This window comes from Clostridium vincentii (assembly GCF_002995745.1).
Taxonomy (GTDB): Bacteria; Bacillota; Clostridia; order Clostridiales; family Clostridiaceae; genus Clostridium; species Clostridium vincentii.
This window is the reverse complement of sequence record NZ_PVXQ01000010.1, coordinates 46,813-68,067: the sequence shown is the minus strand read 5'-3', so window position 1 is coordinate 68,067 and position 21,255 is coordinate 46,813. Positions and strand designations below refer to the sequence as shown.

At 30.9% G+C, this 21,255-nt stretch carries 17 protein-coding genes; 13 read left to right on the top strand and 4 right to left on the bottom strand.

Annotated features, from left to right (window positions below; translation table 11 throughout):
• Positions 1-73: 73 nt before the first annotated feature.
• The 10 genes from rfbA to galU all read left to right on the top strand — a co-directional run bounded on the left by rfbA (position 74) and on the right by galU (position 13,964).
• A complete protein-coding gene (rfbA, locus tag CLVI_RS06460; RefSeq protein ID WP_106059295.1) occupies positions 74-955 on the top strand; it encodes a glucose-1-phosphate thymidylyltransferase RfbA in 882 nt (293 codons plus the stop codon).
• 24 nt (positions 956-979) lie between these two features.
• Positions 980-1,870, top strand: a complete 891-nt coding sequence (gene rfbD / locus CLVI_RS06455) for a dTDP-4-dehydrorhamnose reductase (protein WP_106059294.1) — start codon at positions 980-982, stop codon at positions 1,868-1,870.
• Between the two features lie 212 nt (positions 1,871-2,082).
• Positions 2,083-5,628, top strand: coding sequence for an N-acetylmuramoyl-L-alanine amidase (locus tag CLVI_RS06450; RefSeq protein WP_106059293.1), 3,546 nt, complete (start codon positions 2,083-2,085; stop codon positions 5,626-5,628).
• A gap of 167 nt (positions 5,629-5,795) precedes the next feature.
• Positions 5,796-6,503 carry a glycosyltransferase family 2 protein gene (locus CLVI_RS06440; protein WP_106059291.1) on the top strand — a complete coding sequence of 236 codons (708 nt, stop codon included), beginning with the start codon at positions 5,796-5,798 and terminating at the stop codon, positions 6,501-6,503.
• A gap of 111 nt (positions 6,504-6,614) precedes the next feature.
• Positions 6,615-6,983 carry a DUF2304 domain-containing protein gene (locus tag CLVI_RS06435; RefSeq protein ID WP_170065610.1) on the top strand — a complete coding sequence of 123 codons (369 nt, stop codon included), beginning with the start codon at positions 6,615-6,617 and terminating at the stop codon, positions 6,981-6,983.
• Positions 6,984-6,999: 16 nt separating this feature from the next.
• Positions 7,000-7,356 (top strand): EamA family transporter, encoded by a 357-nt coding sequence (locus tag CLVI_RS06430; RefSeq protein WP_170065609.1) that lies wholly within the window; start codon positions 7,000-7,002, stop codon positions 7,354-7,356.
• A gap of 8 nt (positions 7,357-7,364) precedes the next feature.
• Positions 7,365-8,159, top strand: coding sequence for a glycosyltransferase (locus tag CLVI_RS06425; RefSeq protein WP_106059288.1), 795 nt, complete (start codon positions 7,365-7,367; stop codon positions 8,157-8,159).
• 12 nt (positions 8,160-8,171) lie between these two features.
• Complete coding sequence (locus CLVI_RS06420; protein ID WP_106059287.1) at positions 8,172-10,103, top strand: DUF2142 domain-containing protein; 1,932 nt, start codon at positions 8,172-8,174, stop codon at positions 10,101-10,103.
• Between the two features lie 192 nt (positions 10,104-10,295).
• A complete protein-coding gene (locus CLVI_RS06415; RefSeq protein ID WP_106059286.1) occupies positions 10,296-13,028 on the top strand; it encodes a glucosaminidase domain-containing protein in 2,733 nt (910 codons plus the stop codon).
• 66 nt (positions 13,029-13,094) lie between these two features.
• Complete coding sequence (gene galU / locus CLVI_RS06410; protein WP_106059285.1) at positions 13,095-13,964, top strand: UTP--glucose-1-phosphate uridylyltransferase GalU; 870 nt, start codon at positions 13,095-13,097, stop codon at positions 13,962-13,964.
• A 32-nt stretch (positions 13,965-13,996) separates the two neighbouring features.
• On the opposite strand, the gene CLVI_RS06405 is transcribed toward galU, so the two are convergent.
• Together CLVI_RS06405 and trpS are read right to left on the bottom strand one after the other, a co-directional pair.
• Complete coding sequence (locus CLVI_RS06405; RefSeq protein ID WP_106059284.1) at positions 13,997-15,205, bottom strand: O-antigen ligase family protein; 1,209 nt, start codon at positions 15,203-15,205, stop codon at positions 13,997-13,999.
• A gap of 21 nt (positions 15,206-15,226) precedes the next feature.
• Positions 15,227-16,240 carry a tryptophan--tRNA ligase gene (gene trpS, locus CLVI_RS06400; RefSeq protein ID WP_106059283.1) on the bottom strand — a complete coding sequence of 338 codons (1,014 nt, stop codon included), beginning with the start codon at positions 16,238-16,240 and terminating at the stop codon, positions 15,227-15,229.
• Positions 16,241-16,411: 171 nt separating this feature from the next.
• On the opposite strand from trpS, the gene CLVI_RS06395 reads away from it, so the two are divergent.
• Complete coding sequence (locus CLVI_RS06395; RefSeq protein WP_106059282.1) at positions 16,412-16,969, top strand: ECF transporter S component; 558 nt, start codon at positions 16,412-16,414, stop codon at positions 16,967-16,969.
• Between the two features lie 241 nt (positions 16,970-17,210).
• Here the strand turns inward: CLVI_RS06395 and CLVI_RS06390 are convergent, their stop codons facing one another.
• Positions 17,211-17,372 (bottom strand): zinc-ribbon domain-containing protein, encoded by a 162-nt coding sequence (locus CLVI_RS06390; RefSeq protein ID WP_106059281.1) that lies wholly within the window; start codon positions 17,370-17,372, stop codon positions 17,211-17,213.
• Between the two features lie 160 nt (positions 17,373-17,532).
• Positions 17,533-18,627: an endospore germination permease gene (locus tag CLVI_RS06385; RefSeq protein WP_106059280.1), complete on the bottom strand. Its 1,095-nt coding sequence runs from the start codon at positions 18,625-18,627 to the stop codon at positions 17,533-17,535.
• A 91-nt stretch (positions 18,628-18,718) separates the two neighbouring features.
• On the opposite strand from CLVI_RS06385, the gene CLVI_RS06380 reads away from it, so the two are divergent.
• Together CLVI_RS06380 and CLVI_RS06375 are read left to right on the top strand one after the other, a co-directional pair.
• Positions 18,719-20,140, top strand: a complete 1,422-nt coding sequence (locus tag CLVI_RS06380) for a spore germination protein (RefSeq protein WP_106059279.1) — start codon at positions 18,719-18,721, stop codon at positions 20,138-20,140.
• Positions 20,121-21,236 (top strand): Ger(x)C family spore germination protein, encoded by a 1,116-nt coding sequence (locus CLVI_RS06375; protein WP_170065608.1) that lies wholly within the window; start codon positions 20,121-20,123, stop codon positions 21,234-21,236. Before CLVI_RS06380 ends, CLVI_RS06375 begins: the two co-directional genes overlap by 20 nt.
• Positions 21,237-21,255: the final 19 nt, after the last annotated feature.

Genomic DNA, 21,255 nt, shown 5'->3' with positions numbered 1-21,255 from the left:
AAATGAAAAAATATATAATTTAGTATAGATATGGTATAATTCATACAATATGAATAAGAGAGGGTGAAGCAATTTGAAAGGTATAATATTAGCTGGAGGGTCTGGTACAAGACTATACCCCGTTACAAAAGCAATGTCTAAGCAAATGGTTCCAATTTATGATAAGCCAATGATTTATTATCCTATGTCAGTATTAATGCTGACAGGAATAAAAGATATATTAATTATATCAACTCCAAGAGATATAGTTACATTTAAAGAACTTTTTAAAGATGGTAGTGATCTTGGATTAAATATTGAATATGCAGTTCAAGAACAACCTAATGGCCTAGCAGAAGCATTTATAATTGGAGAAAAGTTTATAGGAGATGATTCTGTATCTCTAATTTTAGGAGATAATATATTCTACGGACAAAACTTCTCATCTCACTTAAAGAAGGCTTCAGAGCTTAATGAGGGTGCTTATGTATTCGGATATTATGTTCAAAATCCAAAATCTTTTGGTGTTGTTGAATTTGATGAAGATGGTAAAGTTATATCATTAGAAGAAAAGCCAGAACAACCAAAGTCAAAATATGCTGTTCCAGGATTATATTTCTATGATAATACTGTAGTTGCAAAGGCAAAGGCATTAAAGCCATCCTCTAGAGGTGAATTAGAAATTACTGATTTAAATATAGTATATATGAAGGAAGAAACTTTAAAGGTTCAACTTCTTGGACGTGGTATGGCATGGCTTGATACAGGAACTCATGCATCAATGCTTCAAGCTTCAAACTTTGTTGAAGCAGTTCAAAATACTCAAGGAACTTATATAGCTTGTCTTGAAGAAATAGCTTATAGACAAGGCTGGATTAGTGCAGATAAGGTTAGAGAATTAGCACAGCCTTTACTTAAGACTGGTTATGGAACATACTTACTTGATGTAATAGAAGAATTAGAAAGTAAAAAATAATTTAGATTGTAGGGTGATTATACAATGAAAATAGTAATTACAGGTGGAAAAGGACAATTAGCTAATGAATTTAAGACTATTTTAACTTCGGGAGAAGCTGAAATAGGTAAATGTCCAGTAGACTATAAAAATTGTGAAACAATATATGTTGATGTTGATGAATTAGATATTACTGATATAGCAAAAGTTAATGAATTTATGTTGAAAGAAAAGCCAGATGCCATTATTAATTGTGCAGCCTTCACAAACGTTGATGGATGTGAAAGCAATAAGGATGCAGCCTTTAAGGTAAACGCATTAGGTGCAAGAAATTTAGCTATTGCAGCTGAAAAAATAGGGGCAAAGCTACTTCATGTATCTACAGATTATGTCTTTTCAGGAATAGGAAGTGTTCCTTTAGCTGAATATGATAAACCAGAGCCAACTAGTGCTTATGGTACAACTAAGCTAATGGGTGAAGATTATGTAAGAGAATTTTCTTCTAAGTTCTTTATAGTAAGAACTGCTTGGTTATATGGATATGTTGGAAAGAACTTTGTTTATACAATGATGACCTTAGGTAAAAATAAGGATTCTATAAAAGTTGTAAATGATCAAAGGGGAAATCCTACAAATGCTAATGACTTAGCTTATCATATTCTTAAACTTGTAAATACTGAAGAGTATGGAGTATATCATTGTACTGGTGAAGGCGAATGCAGCTGGTATGATTTCGCTAAAAAGATTATGGAATTATCAGGAGAAAAGTGCATAGTAAATCCTTGTACTTCTGCTGAATATTCCGATGATTACCCAAACTCAGCTAAGAGACCGGAGTACTCTTCATTAGATAACATGATGCTTAGATGCACTGTTGGAGATGAAATGAGAAATTGGGAAGAAGCTATTGAAATGTTTATGAAAAACCAAAAATAAGTAACAAGTTATAGTTAGCTGAGAAATCGGCTAACTATATTTTTTTTAGGGTTATTGTAAATAAAACACCAAATAACTGTTTTAGAAAGAAATAGATGCAAAATAAGTAAAAATATTCTATATAAAAAAATAAAAATGATTTACCATGCACCCATAATATGCTAGAATTTGATGTGGGAACATATTATTTTATGACGAAAGGGGGGAAGAAAATGCGGAGAAAGAAAAAGTCCTTAGTTTTTGTGATTTTAGTTACATTTATCTACAATTTACTTCCAATTGGAATGGTACAAGCAGCAGATAACATTAACATAGTATCTAGTACAGCAATAACTGTAGATGTAGCTAAGACCTGGGCCAAGAGTAATGGAGCAACTAGCACATTTATAGGATTAGCTGATTTATATTGGAAGTATGCGTCTGCGCATGGAGAGGTTAATCCAGCAGTTGCATATATTCAAGCAGCAAAAGAGACTGGGTATGGAAAATTTGGTGGAGTAATAGATGAATCATATAATAATCCATGTGGCTTAAAAACTACTACTGGAGGAGATGATGCTGATCTTAATGTGCACCAGAAATTTAATTCTTGGGATGAGGGTGTACAAGCTCATCTAGATCATTTAGCATTATATGCAGGTGCATCAGGATATCCAAGAAAGAGTACTTATGATCCAAGGCATTTTACAAGTATTAGCGGAATAGCTAAAACTGTAACAGCTCTTGGCGGAAAGTGGGCCCCAAGTACAAGTTATGGAGTAGAGATAATGACTAGATATAATACTCTAAATAAGCTTCAAGGGAGCAGTTTATCTGATCTTGGCAACAGTAAGGAATTAATAGGTAATATAGAAGAACCTTCTTTAAATCAACAAGTTAACGGTAACACTCTTACTGTAAGCGGATGGTCTATTAATCCTTCAGGGGTTAAAGAAGTAAAGGTTTATATTGATGGAGTATTAAAGGGGAAAGCAACTATTGGATTAAATAGGCCTGATGTAGCATCTATCTATAAACAATCATATTCTAACACAAGTACTAGTGGCTATAAATTAGATGTAGATATCAGTCAATTATCAGCTGGAACTAAAACTGTAACAGTAGAACAGGTTGGTAATGATGCAACAGTACTTAAACAAACAAAAACTATAGTTGTTAAGAGATTGCAAGCTGTAGCAAGAATAGATGAGCCTAATGAAGGCGAAAATATTAGTGCTAACAGTATTAAGGTAAGAGGTTGGGCAATTTCTAGCACTGGAGTTAAAGAAGTTAAAGTATATGTTGATGGAAAGTTAAAGGGAACTGTAACTCCCAATAAATCAAGACTGGATATCAAAAATGCTTTTTCAAAATACCCAGGAGCAGAAACAAGTGGCTATGAATTAATGGTAGATTTATCAGATATAGCAGGCGGAAGCAAGGTTATAAAAACTGAAGAGATATCAAATGATAATAGTATCAATGTTTCTGAAAGAAAAATTAATATTAAAAAATTATCATCTTTAGGTAGAATAGATGAACCGTCTGAAGGGAATGATGTAACCTCAACTTCAGTAAAAGTAAGAGGTTGGGCAATAGCTCCTTCAGGAATAAAAAAAGTTAACATTTATGTTGACGGAGTACTAAAAGGAACGGTAGTACCAAGCACTTCAAGACCGGATATTAAGAATGCTTTCTCAAATTATCCAAATGCAGGAACAAGTGGCTATGAAGTAATGGTAGATTTATCAGGCATAGCAGTTGGAAGCAAGGTTATTAGAGCAGAAGAGATAGCTAATGATAATAGCGTTAATATTTCTGAAAGAAAAATTAATGTGAAAAAGGTATCAGCTTTAGGTAGAATAGATGAACCATCTGAAGGAAAAGAAGTAACAGCAACTTCTGTAAAAGTAAGAGGCTGGGCAATAGCTCCTTCAGGAATTAAAAAAGTTAATATCTATGTTAATGAAGTGCTAAAAGGAACAGTAGTACCAAGCAATTCAAGACCAGATATTAAGAATGCTTTCTCAAATTATCCAAATGCAGGAACAAGTGGCTATGAAGTAATGGTAGATTTATCAGATGTAGCAGGTGGAAACAAAGTTATTAGGACTGAAGAGATAGCAAATGACAATAGTGTTAATGTTTCTAATAGAACTATAAATATTAAAAAGGTTAATACAACAGTAGGAAGAATCGATGAACCTAATGAAAGTGGTATTGTAAAAGGTAAGTCTATGAAAGTTAGAGGCTGGGCTTTATCACCTACAGGGGTCAAACAAATTAAAATATATGTTGATGGAGTATTGAAAAATACTTTGACACCAAATGTAATTAGACCAGATATTAAAAACGCTTTCCCAAACTATCCTAATGCAGATAAAAGTGGATATGAAGCATTAGTTGATATATCTAATGTGGCGCCAGGAAAGAGAGTAATTAAGGTTGAAGAAGTATCTAATGATAATACTATAAGTACTCAAGTAAGAAATATACAAGTACAGAATTTAGATTCTTTAGGAACAGTTGAAGGTTATTCAATTAATGGTAATACTATGAAAGTAAGCGGCTGGGCGATTTCAGGAGCTGGAGTCAAGGAAGTTAAAGTATATGTAAATGGCATATTAAAAGGTACAGTTGTTCCTAGTTTTGCAAGAGCTGATGTTAGTTCTGCTTATGCTAATTACATGAATATAGCAAAAAGTGGATATGAATTATCAGTGGATATTACAAATATTCCAAGAGGAACAGCAGTGATTACAACACAGGAAATTTCAAAAGATGGTACAGTTGGCAAAAGTCAAAAAAACATTACTGTAAATAGAAATGCGCCTATTGGATCCATTGATGAACCATCAGATGGAACTGTAATAACTAGTAATGAAGTTCAAATAAGTGGATGGGGCACAAATGATTCTAAAACAACGGCTGTTAATATATATATTGATGGAGTGTTTAAGAGTAGTGCTACCATTGGAATAAGCAGACTAGATGTTAAAAATGCTTACAAAAACTATCAAGCAACTGAAACCAGTGGATATCAATCAAAAGTTAATGTTAGTTCATTAGCGGCAGGTAAACACACTATAAAAGTTGAAGTTATAGCTGTTGATGGAAGCAAAAATAGCATGGAAAGAGAATTTTATAATAAATCAAAGACAAAGTTAATAGTAGTAGATCCAGGTCACAACTACGGTGGGGATTATGGAGCTGTGTCAATTATTAATGGAGTAAAGTATGATGAGACAGTAATGAACATGGCAGTTGCATTAAGACTTGAAAGCACACTTAAAGCTCAAGGATATGCAGTAGTTTTAACAAGAAGTGCCCTAGATAGGAGTACTATTGATTTATCTACTAGTTTGAAAAACAGAGCTGTAATTGCTAATAGCTTGAATGCTGATTTATTTATCAGTATTCATCATAATGCAAGCCCTAGCTCAAGCGCTAGAGGTTCAGAGGTATATTATACTCAGAGAACTACCCCAGATGATGCATCTGTAGTACAAAATGCAGATAAAATATCAAAAGGAAGAGATTTAGCAATAGCAACAGCAAGTAGTATGAGTGCAAATACCGGATTTATTAATAAGGGCGGAAAGGGAGATGTATCCTCTTTAGGATATAGCTTATCAGTTCTTAGAAATACTAAAATGCCAGCAATACTTGTTGAATGTGGATTCTTAACAAATCCTACAGAAGCAAGCTTATTAAATAATGCTAGTATCCAGCAAGCAGAAGTAAATGGTATTACTTCAGCTGTTAAAGCTAGATACTAAAATATTTAAAAAACCATTAAGTAGTGGAAAAATAAAGCTACTTAATGGTTTTTTTATACAATGTTTTACAACCTTTACACCTATAAAAAAATATGATAAACTACATAAAGGACTATTTAAATTTAAGATATATGTAGTATACATATATAAGAATACAGGGTGATTAAATGAAGATATTAGTAATTATTCCAGCTTATAATGAAGAAAAAAATATTATTGGTGTAGTTGAAAATTTACAACAAAAATGTAGTAATGTAGACTATATCATTATTAATGATTGTTCTAAAGATTCCACAGAAAAGATAATTAAAGACAATGGATTTAATTATATATCACTGCCGGTAAATTTAGGAATAGGTGGCGGAGTTCAGACTGGATACAGATATGCTGTTGAAAACAATTATGATATAGCGATTCAGATTGATGGTGATGGACAGCATGATCCTATATACATAGAAAAGCTAATTGAACCAATAATAAATGGTGAGGCTGATATGGTAATTGGATCAAGATTTATAGAAAAAGAAGGATTCCAAACATCCTTTATGAGAAGACTAGGGATAAATTTCCTTAAAGGGCTCATAAAATTATGCTGTAGACAAGAAATTACTGATACTACAAGTGGATTTAGAGCTACTTCAAAAGATTTAACCAAAAGGTTTGCAGATGTTTATGCACAAGACTATCCTGAACCTGAGGCTATAATTGACAGCGTTTTAAACGGATACAGGGTTAAAGAGGTTCCAGTTATAATGCATGAGAGAAAAGAAGGAGAATCATCTATTAATACTTCTACATCAGTATACTATATGATAAAGGTTTCATTAGCAATAATATTATGTAGGCTAAGCAATAGGCGGAAGTTTTCCCGTTAATTTTCATATAGAATCTTAATGAAAGATAATGCTATTGCGTTATCTTTCATTAATGTTTAAATAAATTTATTCAAAATAAAATATATAGTGAAGTTCTTAGGAGGGTTTACATTGAATTCAAAATTACAGATATTTTTTATCGTAGCTATAATAATATATTTAGTTATTATTATACATTTGCTTAAAAAGAAAAAATTAAATTTAAAGTATACTTTATTATGGCTAATTGCAGCTATAGTCTTGCTTATAGTTACAATTTTTCCAACATCAATGTATTTTATATCAAGTATTATTGGGATTGATACTCCTATAAATAGTGCATTAATATTAGCAGGTATGTTTGTACTTATAATACTGATTACTCTAACATCTATTGTTTCAGGTTTAAACCAAACAGTTAGAGTTTTAACTCAAAAATTGGGCTTATTAGAGAAGCAAGTTAGAGACTTATCTGATGAAAAAAAGGATGAAATGGTGTAATATGAAGGAGTCGAAGATGGTAAATTATATATTAATAGGCGTATATATGGTACTTACGGTATCTGGGGTAATTTTATTCAAGTTAGGAGTAGAAAAGGAACCTTTAGTGTCAATTTCTATTGGAATGTCTAGTTTTAAAATAAGTTTTATATCCATATTAGGGTTATTGAGTTATGTATGTAGTTTTTTAATGTATATGTTCTTGATATCTAAGTTTGATCTTACATATATTGTTCCGGTAACAACTGGAGTAATATCAGTAGCAACATTTATATTAGCAGTATTGATATTTAAGGAAACCTTAACTTTATCAAAAATTGCAGGAAGTATACTAATCTTATTAGGTGTGGCTATTATTAATTTTAAAAAGTAGGTGGTTTAATGAATAAGTTTGATGATCATACTTTCGCAATTACGGCATATAAGGAGTCCTCTTATTTGGAGGAATGTATAAAATCAGTTCTAGAACAAAAAGTAAAATCTCGAGTTATAATAACAACTGCAACTCCAAATGAATATATAAAATCCTTGGCAGAAAAATATAAAATTCCATTATATGAAAGAGAAGGTAAGCCAGGGATACAAGATGATTGGAATTTTGCTTATTCAAAGGCTGATAGCAAATATGTAACAATTGCTCATCAAGATGATATTTATGATGAAAGTTATAGTTATACCTTAAAGAAATATACAAATGATAAGAAAAAACAGATTCTATTTTTTACTGATTATAGGGAAGTTAAAGATGGGAAAATTATTCCATTAACTTTAAATCTTAAAATAAAAAAAATTATGTTACTTCCACTTAGATGTAATATATTAACAGGTAGTAAGTTTTTAAGAAGACGGATTTTATCATTAGGTTCTCCGATATGTTGTCCTTCAGTAACTTATAATAAAGAGAATAAAGAGAAGAAAATATTTACTTCAGAGATGAAATGTTCTTTAGATTGGGATACATGGTACAAATTTTCTAAAGAAAACGGGGAATTCGTATATATAAATAAAGATTTAATTTATCATAGAATACATGGAGAATCAGAAACTACTAATTCTATTGCGAATAATGTTAGACAATCTGAAGATTATGCTATGTATAGGAAATTCTGGCCAAAGCCAATAGCTAAGATTTTATCAAAAGCTTATGCAAAAAGTCTAGATACAAATGAAATGTAGGGGATAAATAAAATGGATAATAAAAAAATAATAATTAATTTGAAAAACATTGCAAATATAGCTAAAGAGAGAATTAAACAAAGATATATGCTGATAATAGTATTAACAATTATCACTATATTCTTTAGCTATTTTTATAAGGATCTAAAATATAGAGAGAACTATAAAATTGACGATGGGAAAGCTCAGATAGTATCAAATGAAACTATAATGCAGAAAATTCACGTTGAATATAATGAGCCCATAGAGTTATGTATAAACGTAGGAAAAAACAATCCAACAAAGTCAACTAAGTATAATATTAGTATAGAGAATAATGATGAAAGTATAGTTGATATAGATATAGATACCTTAGATTTAGAACAAGAACAATTAATCTCATTAATGTTACCAAAGTTAGATAATGTCAAAGGTAAAGATTTGACTTTGAAAATATCAAGTAATAATGTAGATCCACAAAATGCATTAATAATCTATACAGGAAAAGCAGATAAAGAAACTATGTTAATAGACAAGGACCAAGTGAGTAATGTAGTTTATACAAGAATTACATATCCTAAATTCCATGGTATATATCCTATTGCATTAGTATTATTATATGTATCCTGTTGTATTCTAGTATTAGGTATTGACGTAAAAAAAGTTCATAATAGTATATTCGCAATTATTTTACTTACAGGAATGTTTACTGTAGCATTTAATCCAGTATTGGACACACCTGATGATCATGCTCATATAGCTAGGGCGGATTTAACGTCACAGGGGATCCTTTTTGTTACAGGGGATATCTCGAAATATAAGGTGTCTAATAGTGTAAGAGATATATTATTAGATAATTACTCTACATTACAAACTACAACTCTATTTAATAGTGAAGTTGATAGCAATCAGGAATATCAAGCAAGCAATTATGCCAATACGAACTTATTTATAGGATATATTCCGCAAACATTAGGGATCTTATTGGGTAAACTTATTGGACTTAATAGTTTTATGATTTTAATTTTAGGAAAACTATTTAATCTTATAGCCTATGCATTAATGGTTAGATTTGCAATTAAAATAGCGCCTATGTTTAAAGTTCCTTTGGGGTTGATTGCTATAATGCCAATGGCAATATTTATAGCTAGTTCATTTAATCCGGATGCAACAACATACGGACTAGGATTTCTATGTATAGGATACTTTCTGCATTTATATAAGAAAGAAAATATTAGTATAAAAGAAATTGCTATATATTCTACTCTGAGTATTGTATTAGGATTAGTTAAACTTCCTTATTGTATACTAGGAGGGCTTATAATATTTTTACCTAAATCAAAGTTTATAAATAATAAAACTTATTATAAGAGCTTTTTATTTGTATTATTAGTAGCTCTTGTTTCTCTTGGATGGGGAGGCTTTGCAATAATAAACTCAGCAGTATCACCCTTTAACAGTTTTTATGAAGTAAATAATATTGATATTAAAGGGCAAATAATGTATATATTAAATGATCCAGTACATTTTGTTAAGATATTTTCAGTAGCATTGCTTGATAACATAGGGGTTTATTTACAACAATTAAATACATTTGGCTGGCTTAGTTATGGTTTGAATGCTGGTAGTATGATATTATATTCTATTTTTATGGGGTCAGTAGTATTACTTTATCCCAATAAGGAAATACTCGGTAGGAAAACAAAATATGGTATTATGATAGTTGCTGTAGGGGTATATGCAGTTACTTGCTTCATATTATTTTTAAGTTGGACTCCAGTTGAAAGCTCGATAATAGAGGGAGTTCAAGGACGATATCTAGTCCCATTAATAGGGCTGTTAACATTATTATCTAATGGAAAAGTAGATAAAGATAATGATGGTACTACAGATTTGAAGTTTCTATTTACTGGATTGATTTTTGTTATTATATTCATTATTACAATGATGAATAAATATTATTAAAAATTAACCAGACAGCAAAAAGATAAATTTAAAAAATAAAATTATCTCTGTTAAGTAGGTGTAAATATTCACCTTCTTAGCAGAGCTTTTTTTGTAGATATTTTGGGGTAATTATATATATATGAAGAAAGTTATAGAGAAATGTTATATAATAATAAACATAGTGAAAATATAAACTAAGGGGATGAAAAGTTGAAGAAGGTATTTGTAATAATTCTTAATATTATGTTTGGTATAAGTATAATTTTACCAGCGATTTCTCCTACTGTAGTAGTACAAGCTATTGATTCAAAAGAAGAATCTGCTTTGGTAGAAGAAAAAGAAAGTCAAGGAGAAGAACAAACAATTCTAGAAGAAGAACAAACAATTCTAGAAGAAGAACAAACAATTCTAGAAGAAGAACAAACAAGTCCAGAAGAAGAACAAACAATTCCAGAAGAGTCTAAATCAGATTTAATAAGTGGACAAGTTTACGAAACGGTTAAAAAACCAGAAGCGCAAATTGATGCGAAATCTGAGGAGTTTGTAGAGGACATGGAGAAGGAAGAATTTAAAGAGGCTTATGATAGCTCAATAGATTCAGATTTTTTAGTGCCTAAGACGGATTCTAATTTTGAGGTTGCCCTTGCTAAGGATAATGGGGAATTCATTTTTGTACAGGGAGCAGATACTCTAGACGAGGCTATGGAAATAGCAAATAATCAGGAAGTGGAAATTAGCCAAAAAAAATCAGCTAGTAGCGATAATTCGGAAACTCTTATACCTAGTGTATTAGATAGTAAAGGTATTGCTGTATATGCTACTAGTTCTATGGGACGAGCTATAAAATATACTAATGGATCAGTGGATAATAGTCAGATAACATACCTACATGATAGTGAAAGCGGAGTTGGAAGTAGTAATACATCGTATTATATAAATCATAACTATATTGAAGACGTTCCTATTATAGCGGAAACGCAAAATGCAGTTAAGGTAATGGTTAACGGATATACCGGTTGGGCAAAAAAAGATACTGGTACAGGAACATATGATTTTACAGTAGTACCAATTAATCAGGTGTATAATCCTAGCTATTTTAAAGTTGAGAACGGACAATTATATCATTATATATCATCAGATGTGACAGATAAAACTGCTACAAAGGGTTATACAATAGCTGTTAGTGTAGCGCCATCATATTTAAAGACTGGGACCAAGTATTATAGTTATGATGGAAAATATTTTTATACTAATTTAAGTACTTTAATATCAAATTATAAATCGAATACAAGAGCAAACGCTATAAATACTAGTAGTGCTTTCTATAATTATTTTCAATATTTACCTTTTAGAAGTGAGACAAGCTATACTGCAGCACAATTGAATTCTTTTATAACTAGTAATACAACTAGTACTAGTAAATTAAGAGGAATTGGTGAAACTTTAATAAATGTACAAGAAAAATATGGAGTAAATGCAGCTATAATATTAGGAACGGCTATAAATGAATCAGGATGGGGTAATTCATCAATCGCACAAAGTAAAAATAATATTTTTGGATTAAATGCAGTTGATTCAGACCCTTTATTAGCTGCTAATCAATATAAATCAGTAGCCGCGTGTATTGAAGAATTTGCTAAGTATTGGATATCTAAAGGATATTCTGACCCTCAGGATTCTAGATATTATGGGGGATTCTTAGGAAATAAGGAATTAGGAGCGAATGTACGATATGCATCAGACCCCTATTGGGGAGAAAAGAATGCAGCTCATGTATTTAATATAGACAAAAAATCAAGCGGTAATAATATTAATAATCTTTCAGATTATGATTATTATCAGTTAGGTATATATAATAAAGTCACAACTCTTAAATTGGCAAATGGAACTGTAATTTACCCAGTTGGGAGTAAAATAACTCGATATCAAGAAACTATTGGAGGTTCTGTAATACTATCCTCTAATAACGTGGTAGATAGTAGAGGAACTCAAAGTTATGAAGTATCTCCAATTAGAAGTTCTCAAATACTAAATGGAGGAGCTGAATTTCAAGGAGAATTTGATTGGGATGTTAGAGGTTATGTAGATTCAAGTGCTATAACTAAAATAAATCAATCATCAACTCCAGAGCAAGGAATAATGTATCAAACACATATTCAACTTGCAGGATGGGAAAGTATGAAATACAATGGGGAATCTGGAGGAACAGAAGGCCTAGCTAGAAGATTAGAAGCAATTAAAATCGAATTACTAAATTATCCTGGAGCTACTGTCACATATAGAACCCATGTACAATTACAAGGGTGGCAAGCTTGGAAATCTAATGGACAACTATCAGGTACAGAAGGAAAATCGTTGAGACTAGAAGCAATACAAATTGCAACTTCTGGATTACCGGCAGATATGGAAATTCAATATAGAGTTCATGTTCAAAATGATGGATGGCAAGAATGGAAGTATTCTAATGAAGTTGCAGGGACCTCAGGAAGGTCACTAAGATTAGAAGCCATACAAATTAAGGTAGTAAAAAAAGAAGTAAGAGTACAATATAGTACCCATGTAGAAAAGGTAGGATGGCAAGCATTAAAATCCGATGGACAAACCTCAGGAACATCAGGAAGATCTTTGAGATTAGAAGCAATAAAAATTAATGCTATAAATCTTCCAGAGGGAGCATCTATTAAATATATGACTCACATTCAAAATTTAGGATGGGAAAAACAATGGAAAACAGCTAATCAATTATCAGGATCAGAAGGTAAATCTTTAAGGCTTGAAGCTATTAAGATTAAACTTGAAGGAGCTACCGGATACCATGTGGAATATAGAGTTCATGTACAATATCAAGGTTGGGGAGCTTGGGTACGCGATGGAGCTTTAGCAGGAACCGAGGGGAAAGCTCTAAGATTAGAAGCTATAGAGGTAAAGATTGTAAAAAATTAGATTAACAGAACCTCTTAAATATGTTAAAATAGATTTAATAGATAACATAATAAAGGAGAGGCTAATATGAAAGTCAGAAAAGCTATCATTCCTGCAGCGGGGCTGGGAACAAGATTTTTACCAGCTACTAAGGCACAACCTAAGGAAATGTTACCAATAGTAGATAAACCAACTATACAATTTATTATAGAGGAAGCAGTTGCTGCTGGAATTGAAGAAATACTTATTATTACAGGAAGAAATAAGAAGTGCATAGAGGATCATTTTGATAAATCTGTAGAACTTGAAATGGCTCTTGAGAAATCAGGGAAAACAGAACTTTTAGAAATGGTTAGAGGTATATCAGATATGGTTGATATACATTATATAAGACAAAAAGAACCTAAAGGCTTAGGTGATGCAATTTATTGCGCAAGGGCATTTGTAGGAAATGAACCATTTGCAGTAATGCTTGGAGATGACGTTGTAGATAGTGAAGTACCATGTCTTAAGCAATTAATGGACTGTTATAGTGAATATAAAACAAGCATCCTAGGAGTTCAAACTGTACCAGATGAAGATGTTTCTAAGTATGGTATTGTTGATGGGCTTCATATTGAAGATAGGGTATACAAGGTTAAAGATCTTGTAGAAAAACCTGCTCAAGAAGATGCTCCAAGTAATGTAGCTATTCTTGGTAGATATATTATAACTCCACAAATTTTTGATATATTAAAGAATACTGCTCCAGGTAAAGGTGGAGAGATTCAATTAACAGATGCATTAAAAACTTTAATGAGTCAAGAAGCTATGTATGCCTATAACTTTGAAGGTAGAAGATATGATGTAGGAGATAAACTTGGATTTCTACAAGCTACTGTTGAGTATGCTCTAAAGAAAGATGGGTTAAGAGAAGATTTTATCGCTTACTTAGAGACAAAACCCTGGGAAAAATAATGAAATGAAAAGAACCATTAGTATTTAAAATACTAATGGTTCTTTTTAAATGTAAGGCTAAGAAAATATCCTAAGTAAATCCAAAATATTATTGAAATGAAACTAACTATATAGATTAAATTGCTCTCAAATAAGTTTATAAATAATATTCCTACTAAAAGTGATAATAGTACAATTCCAGATCGTTTATAAATACCATAAGATCTATCTAATTTTTTTATTAAGAATATGAATATAAAATATATAAATATTAAAAATAGAATAAGAGCAATGACCCCGTTAACAGTTATAATTTGTAGATACATATTGTGAAGTCCACCAGAATCAATCCCCGGTAGAACTACACCAGGTCTCATTGAATCGACTTTACTCACGAGTGCTTCGTTTCCTACCCCAAATAGAGGGTTTTCCTTTATGGATAGCCAAGCTGAAGACCAAAGTTCATTTCGTCCAGATAAAAAATCATATAGTTTTTCATGAAATAATGCAAAGCCTGCTATAGAAAAAATACTAGGTACTAAAATCATGGCAGACCTAAAAATTTTATTTTTAAATTTTATAAAAATTAATACAAAAAGAATTGTAATAATTAAGAGGTAAGCACTTATTCCGTTAGAAAAAACTAAAGGAATTATTTGCAACATAACGTTAAGTAAATGAAAAAACTTGGTTTTTTCATATTTATATTTTACGGACATATAAACTGATACTAACAAACCTATGGAAGCGGAAATCGCTAAGGAATTTTTATAAATATATAAACCTTGATCCACTCCGTATACTCCACTAGCAAAAGTAAAGGTTATATTAGCAAAATACATTATAGTTGAAGCTAGTGAAAATATAAATGTAAATATTGCTATGAAATTAGAAATAATTTTCAGTTCTTTCTCTAATTGATCATGACTTTTATCTAAATTAATATAAAATACAGATGACAATATAATAAATGTAACAAGCCATATCTTTAAATTTTCTATAGACCTATAGAAGATTAAGTTAATAATCAGTGTGAAACCTAAAAAGATGTATAGAGATAATTCAATTAAGGTTGGATACCGTTTAATTATTTTAATGATATGAACTACTGATAAAGCTAATCCCCATACTAATGCAACTTTTGAAAGAAGATTAATATAAGGTATTTCATTTAAAATAGTTACAAAACTCAAGCTGGCAAACAAATAGAATAAGCAAAAATAAAAATTATTGCTTAAAACACTATATAATTTTTTTAACATAAGAAAATCTCACTTTCAAATTTATCTTGGAATCATACCGATTTTCTTTTGCATCTTCCTAAGAGTATTGTTAGCAACGTGGGAAGCTTTAACAGCGCCCTCTCTATAAATAGATTCAAGATAACTTTTGTCCTTTAAAAGTTCCTGAACCTTATCTTGTATTGGAGATAATTCAGAGATAATAGAATCAGCCGCATCAGCTTTTAAATCTGAATAACCCTTTCCTGCATAGTAAAGTACTAATTCCTCAGGGGGAGTTCCTTTTATAGCTGACAATATGTTTAAAAGATTTTTAACTCCAGGCTGATCATCAGTATAGTTAATAAGTCCTAAGCTATCTGTTACAGCACGGCTTATCTTCTTTTTAATAACTGCAGGTGGATCCATAATAAGTATATATGAATTTGGATTATCCGATGACTTTGACATTTTCTTTAAAGGTTCTTGTAAACTCATAATTTTAGCACCGATTTTCGGGATATATCCCTCTGGAATTTTAAAAGTTGGGCTATAGCTACTATTAAATCTTGTAGCAATATCACGTGTAAGTTCTAAATGTTGAGTTTGATCCTTTCCAACAGGAACTAAATCTGTGTTATATAAAAGTATATCTGCAGCCATTAGGGAAGGATAATTAAATAAACCTACACCTATGGAATCTCCATACTTTTTAGATTTATCCTTATATTGAGTCATTCTGCTTAGTTCACCCATATATGTATTACAAGTTAATAACCAACAGCATTCAGCATGAGCTGGAACATGGGATTGAATAAACAGAGTATTTTTTTCTGGAGAAATTCCAGAAGCAATATATATTGATAATAATTCAAGAGTTCTTCTCCTTAAATCAGCTGGAGTTTGACGTACTGTTATAGCATGCATATCAACAACACAGAAATAGCATGTATAATCATCCTGAAGCTTAACCCAGTTTTTCAATGCTCCTAAATAATTTCCTAGAGTTAAATCTCCAGAAGGTTGTATTCCACTAAAAATAACTTTCTTATTTTCATTATTAAGGTTTTCTGACAAAAAAAACACCTCTTCCTATTTTAAGTAATACTTATATTATAAGATTTAGGGTTTTGACTGTCAATTAAATGACTGAAATTAAAAAATACAATGGGATAAGTATCGATACATTTGCACAATATATTATGGCAGAATATAATAATTATATAAAATTAAAGGGGGCAAAAAGAAATGGAAGAAAAAAAGAGATTATCAACAAAGGACTTAGTCATTATGGCATTAATGATTGCTTTAGTTTATTTAGCAGGAAGTATAATTAAAGTTCCATCAGTTGGAGGTTTTGTACATATTGGGGATTCCATGGTGTTTCTATCAGTTGTAGTACTTGGTAAAAAGAGGGGCGCTGTTGCTAGTGCATTTGGAATGCTTTTAGTGGATATTTTAGGTGGATATGTTATATGGGCTCCATTTACTTTTGTAATTAAGGGGATAATGGCTTATATTGTTGGGGCTATAATTGAAAAGATAGGTGGAGAAAATGCATTTGAAAATTTTAAGAAAGAATATATAATAGCATTTATTGCAGGGGGAATATTTATGATCATAGGCTATTTTATAGCAGGAACAATCCTTGCAGGGCTTTTAACAGAAAAGATAGGGTTGATCCAAGGATTAGCCTATGCTGCTAAGGATATTGTAGGTAATATTATTCAAGTTGTAACTGGAATAGTTATTGCTGTTCCTTTAAGTGCTATTATATTATCTGCTCAAAAGAAAGCAGGAAATTAACCCCCTTTGGGGAGTTGAAAGTTGAGAGTTGAAAGTTGAGAGTTGAAAGTTGAGAGTTGAAAGTTGAGAGTTGAAAGTTGAAAGCTTAAGGACACGAATCTTTGATTCGTGTCCTTAAACTTTTTTGCGTAATTTTTTGAAATCCCTTGAGGAAAAGTGAAAATCAAAATCTATGATTTTGATTATTGAACTTTCTCCTTGGAGCTTTATCCATAACTATCAATTCACCGAAGGGAGCATATTATCTTCTATCGTTCATTCTTTCAGCTTTTCTTGCTTTTCTGCAGGCTGGGCATCTAACGGGATCGTTTTCAAATCCCTTTTCTTTAAAGAATTCTTGTTCACCTATAGTGAATAAAAATTCCTGTCCACAGTCTTTACAAATTATTGTTTTGTCTTCCATTGAAATTACCTCCTTAAAAATCATAGGGTAAATTGACTTTGATAACTCTAACCTCACCTGAAATTTAAGGGAAGTATTAGTATCATAGAGAATTACCAGTTTCTATTATTATAGCAGATAGATGGAGGAATGATACAATTTATCTGCTATAATAAATCAATTAAGGAATAATTTTCTTTGTAACCTTTTTATTGTATTTACCAAAATAAAATATAATAAAGATTACAAGTGGAATTGCAATAAAAAAGACTAAATTAGTTAATTGGAACAACCTAAGGAAGTAAAAGAGAAAATATTGATTCTGAGTTACTATAAATGATGCAATAAAAAGTGCTAAACTATAAAAAATTACAAATGATTTTTGTTTCTTGATTTTATCTTTATATAATAACAATATCCCATAGGAAGATAAAATATATTTAATAAACCATAGACAAACACTTCTAAATATATAAAACAATTCACCAAATTCAAAGAAACCTGCAATCTGTACCCTTTGAGATTCTATGTAACCAGGATAAAATATTTTACCAGCCCGATCAGGGCTGAAAAATGCTATTGCTGATATAAAGGAAATGGTAATTAGTATGCAGCTTATGGTTATTGCAAGGCTATTATGTTTTAGAAGAGATTCTTTTTTATCTAAATATATTAAATAAGGCAAAGCTATAACAATTGAGGAGAAAGATCCAATGATTTCTAAAAGGCAAAGCCATTTATCATTTGTCATACCATTCTCCATGATGGGAAGTAAATAGTTAAAGTCTAAGAATTTAAGTAGTAGCGCTATTAAAATAATATCCCCAATTAAAGTAATGGTTCCTATAATAATAACCAAAACAAGTATGGAGTTAAACTTCTTAAGTAGAACATAACCTGCTGGTATTATAATAAATAATAAGCAATACCAAGTCGGGGTGGAGAGAAAATAATTTGTATGTATAGAGTTTGCATTAACGGATGCAGATTCTATGGCGGATAGAAATAATCCTATGGAAAATATAAAAATTAAAATATTATTAGCTCTTTTTGGAAGAACCTTAGAAAAAATTTCAGTTATGTTGTAAATATTAGTTTTTCTAAATACATAAAGTAGAAATGTAAAGTAGAAAAATATAATTAAGGATGCAAAAAGTGAAATTAACCATGTATCCCTTCCCCCATAATTGATGAAAATAGAAGAATAACTTCTTAGGGCTATAGTACTTGTAGCTATAATAAAAAACATAAAATGTCTTGAAGATAACTTGTTCATAAAAATCCTCCTTAATTAATTTAATATTAGTATTAGCAAAAAAGAGAATATTAAACCTTCCTGGAGAGATAATATATTTGGGTGATGTTTAATGAATAATAATGTTAATTATGTAAAAAAGAGATTTGAAAATGCTTTTGACGTAAAGTATAGAGAAATAATGACTAGCTTAGGAACCTGTACTTTAGTATTTGTAGATGATTTGTGTAGTACTCAATTCATTAGTGAATATATAGTCACACCTCTAAAGAAAAAAGAATTTGAATGCACGGGTATCGAGGACATAATTACTAACGTTTTAGATATTAATATTGCAGATTATGCTAAAGATTTAGAGGATGCTATTTCTCATATTCTGGCTGGAGACGTAGTCCTACTATTTAAAGACCATGATAAAATAATTTTCTGTGAAGTTAAGGGTTTTGTTAGAAGATCTGTATCTATACCTGTTACAGAAGCTGTTGTTAAGGGGCCAAGGGAAGGTTTTACAGAACTGTTTGTAGATAATATTTCTCTTATACGACGTAAAATAAAGAATTCAGATTTAAAATTCGAACCCTTAGTAGTAGGAAAAAAGAGTAAGACGGTTGTATGTATTTGCTATATTAAAGGTACGGCTCCGGATTCTTTAGTATCGCAAATAAGGGATACTATAAGTAATCTAGATATAAAATTTCTTTTAGATACAAATTACATTGAAGAGGAACTTAGAGGCCAAAAATCTGTTTTTGATACTATAGGTTATACAGAAAAACCTGATGAGGTAGCTTCAAAAATCTTAGAGGGTAGAGTTGCTGTAATGGTGGATGGAACACCATTTGTAATAACTGTACCATATTTCTTTTTAGAAAATTTCCAAGCTCCAGATGATTATTATGTTAATAAATATTTCTCTAGTTTAACTAGGGTTCTACGATGGGTTGCATTTTTTATAGCAACATTTTTACCTGGTATATATGTTGCAGTAATAACTCATCATTTTTCTCTGATTCCATCACTTTTTGTATTTCGATTAGCTGTATCAAGGGCTGGGGTACCGTTGCCAACTATTGTAGAAGTGATAATGATGATATTAGCCTTTCAATTAATAAAGGAGGCGGGTCTTAGGCTTCCACAGCCTATTGGGGGAGCTATGAGTATAGTTGCAGCATTGATATTAGGAGATGCTGTTGTGGGCGCAGGGATAGCATCTAGAACAACTATTATAGTAGTTGCCGCTAGTACCTTAAGTTATTTCTTAATTCCAAAAGTATATGGAGCTATGTCTATATGGTCAATGATTATAACTATAGTTAGTTCGCTTTTTGGACTTCCTGGATTCCTTATTAGTTCTATTATCCTCATTGTAAAATTAGGAGAGCTTGAGACAGGAGGATATTCATATCTTTTCCCAATTGGAAGTACAGCTATCTATAATTTCAAGGATATATTATTTAGGGGTGACTTAAGAAGGATATCTAAAAAGTTTATAGGAAATGGGGAGGAGGATAATAATGAAGAAAAGAGTAGCTAGTATTTTATTAGTCGTGTTATTAATATTGCCGCTAGGGGGATGTTTTAATTATACAGAAATAAATAGAATAACCTTTGCAACATCTATTATTTTTGATAAAGATGACTATGATAATATAATAGTTTATTTGGATTCTGTCCGCCCTTATAGAGATGCTAATGAAAGTTCTGATAAGGGTAAACGAATAATGTTAACGGGGACTGGAAAAACAGCACTTGAAGCAATTCGAAACATTAATGTATCTTCAAGTAATGTTATTAATTTTAGCCAAGTTAGAGCTTATATATTTTCAGAGCAAGTAGCTAAAAATGGTGTAAAAAATCATATGGATCTAATAAATAATCATCAGGAATTTGGTCTTGATCCTTATATGTTTGTATATTTTGGGGAAATTGATGATTTATTAAAAACTACTAATGATGAGGAAGAATATTTAGGATTATACTTGGATCAGTTAGTAGAGAATAATAAACATAACGGAACAGTAATAAAAACTAATGTAAATGATTATGTAACTAATAGTCAAAATGAAAGCAGTATAAGTCTTATGAGTGCTATAGAATTAAAATCAGAGGGGATTGCAAACAAAGTAGAACTAAATGGTGGAGTGATAATGAAGGATAACCATATGGTTGATAAACTAGAGCAAAAGGATGCTCTTACATATAACATATTAAAAAATAGAGTTAAGGGTGGAACTTTTCAAGTAGCAAATCCTAATGATGCTAGTAAGCTTATTACTTTAGATATCTTAAATGGTAATAATAAGAGTGAGATATTAGTTCAGGGTGAGGATATTCTTTTAAAAAAGAAACTGAATATTAAATTATCTATAGGTGAGATTCAAGGGAATCTGGAGATGACACAAGCTGCTTTGGAGACTATTAAAGTTAATGAAGAATGGAAGCTTAAAAAATATGAAGAGGAATTTTTTCAAAGATATAAAGAAAAGGAAATAGATATTTTAGGGGTAAACAGATTAATTGAAGAAAAATATCCTTCTTTAAATAAAGAGAAAATACTATCTAAAACCATACTTGAGACAGAAGTTAACCTTATTATAGACGGAAGTAATTTAGCAATAGACAGCTTATAGTAGTATAGAAAAATAAGGA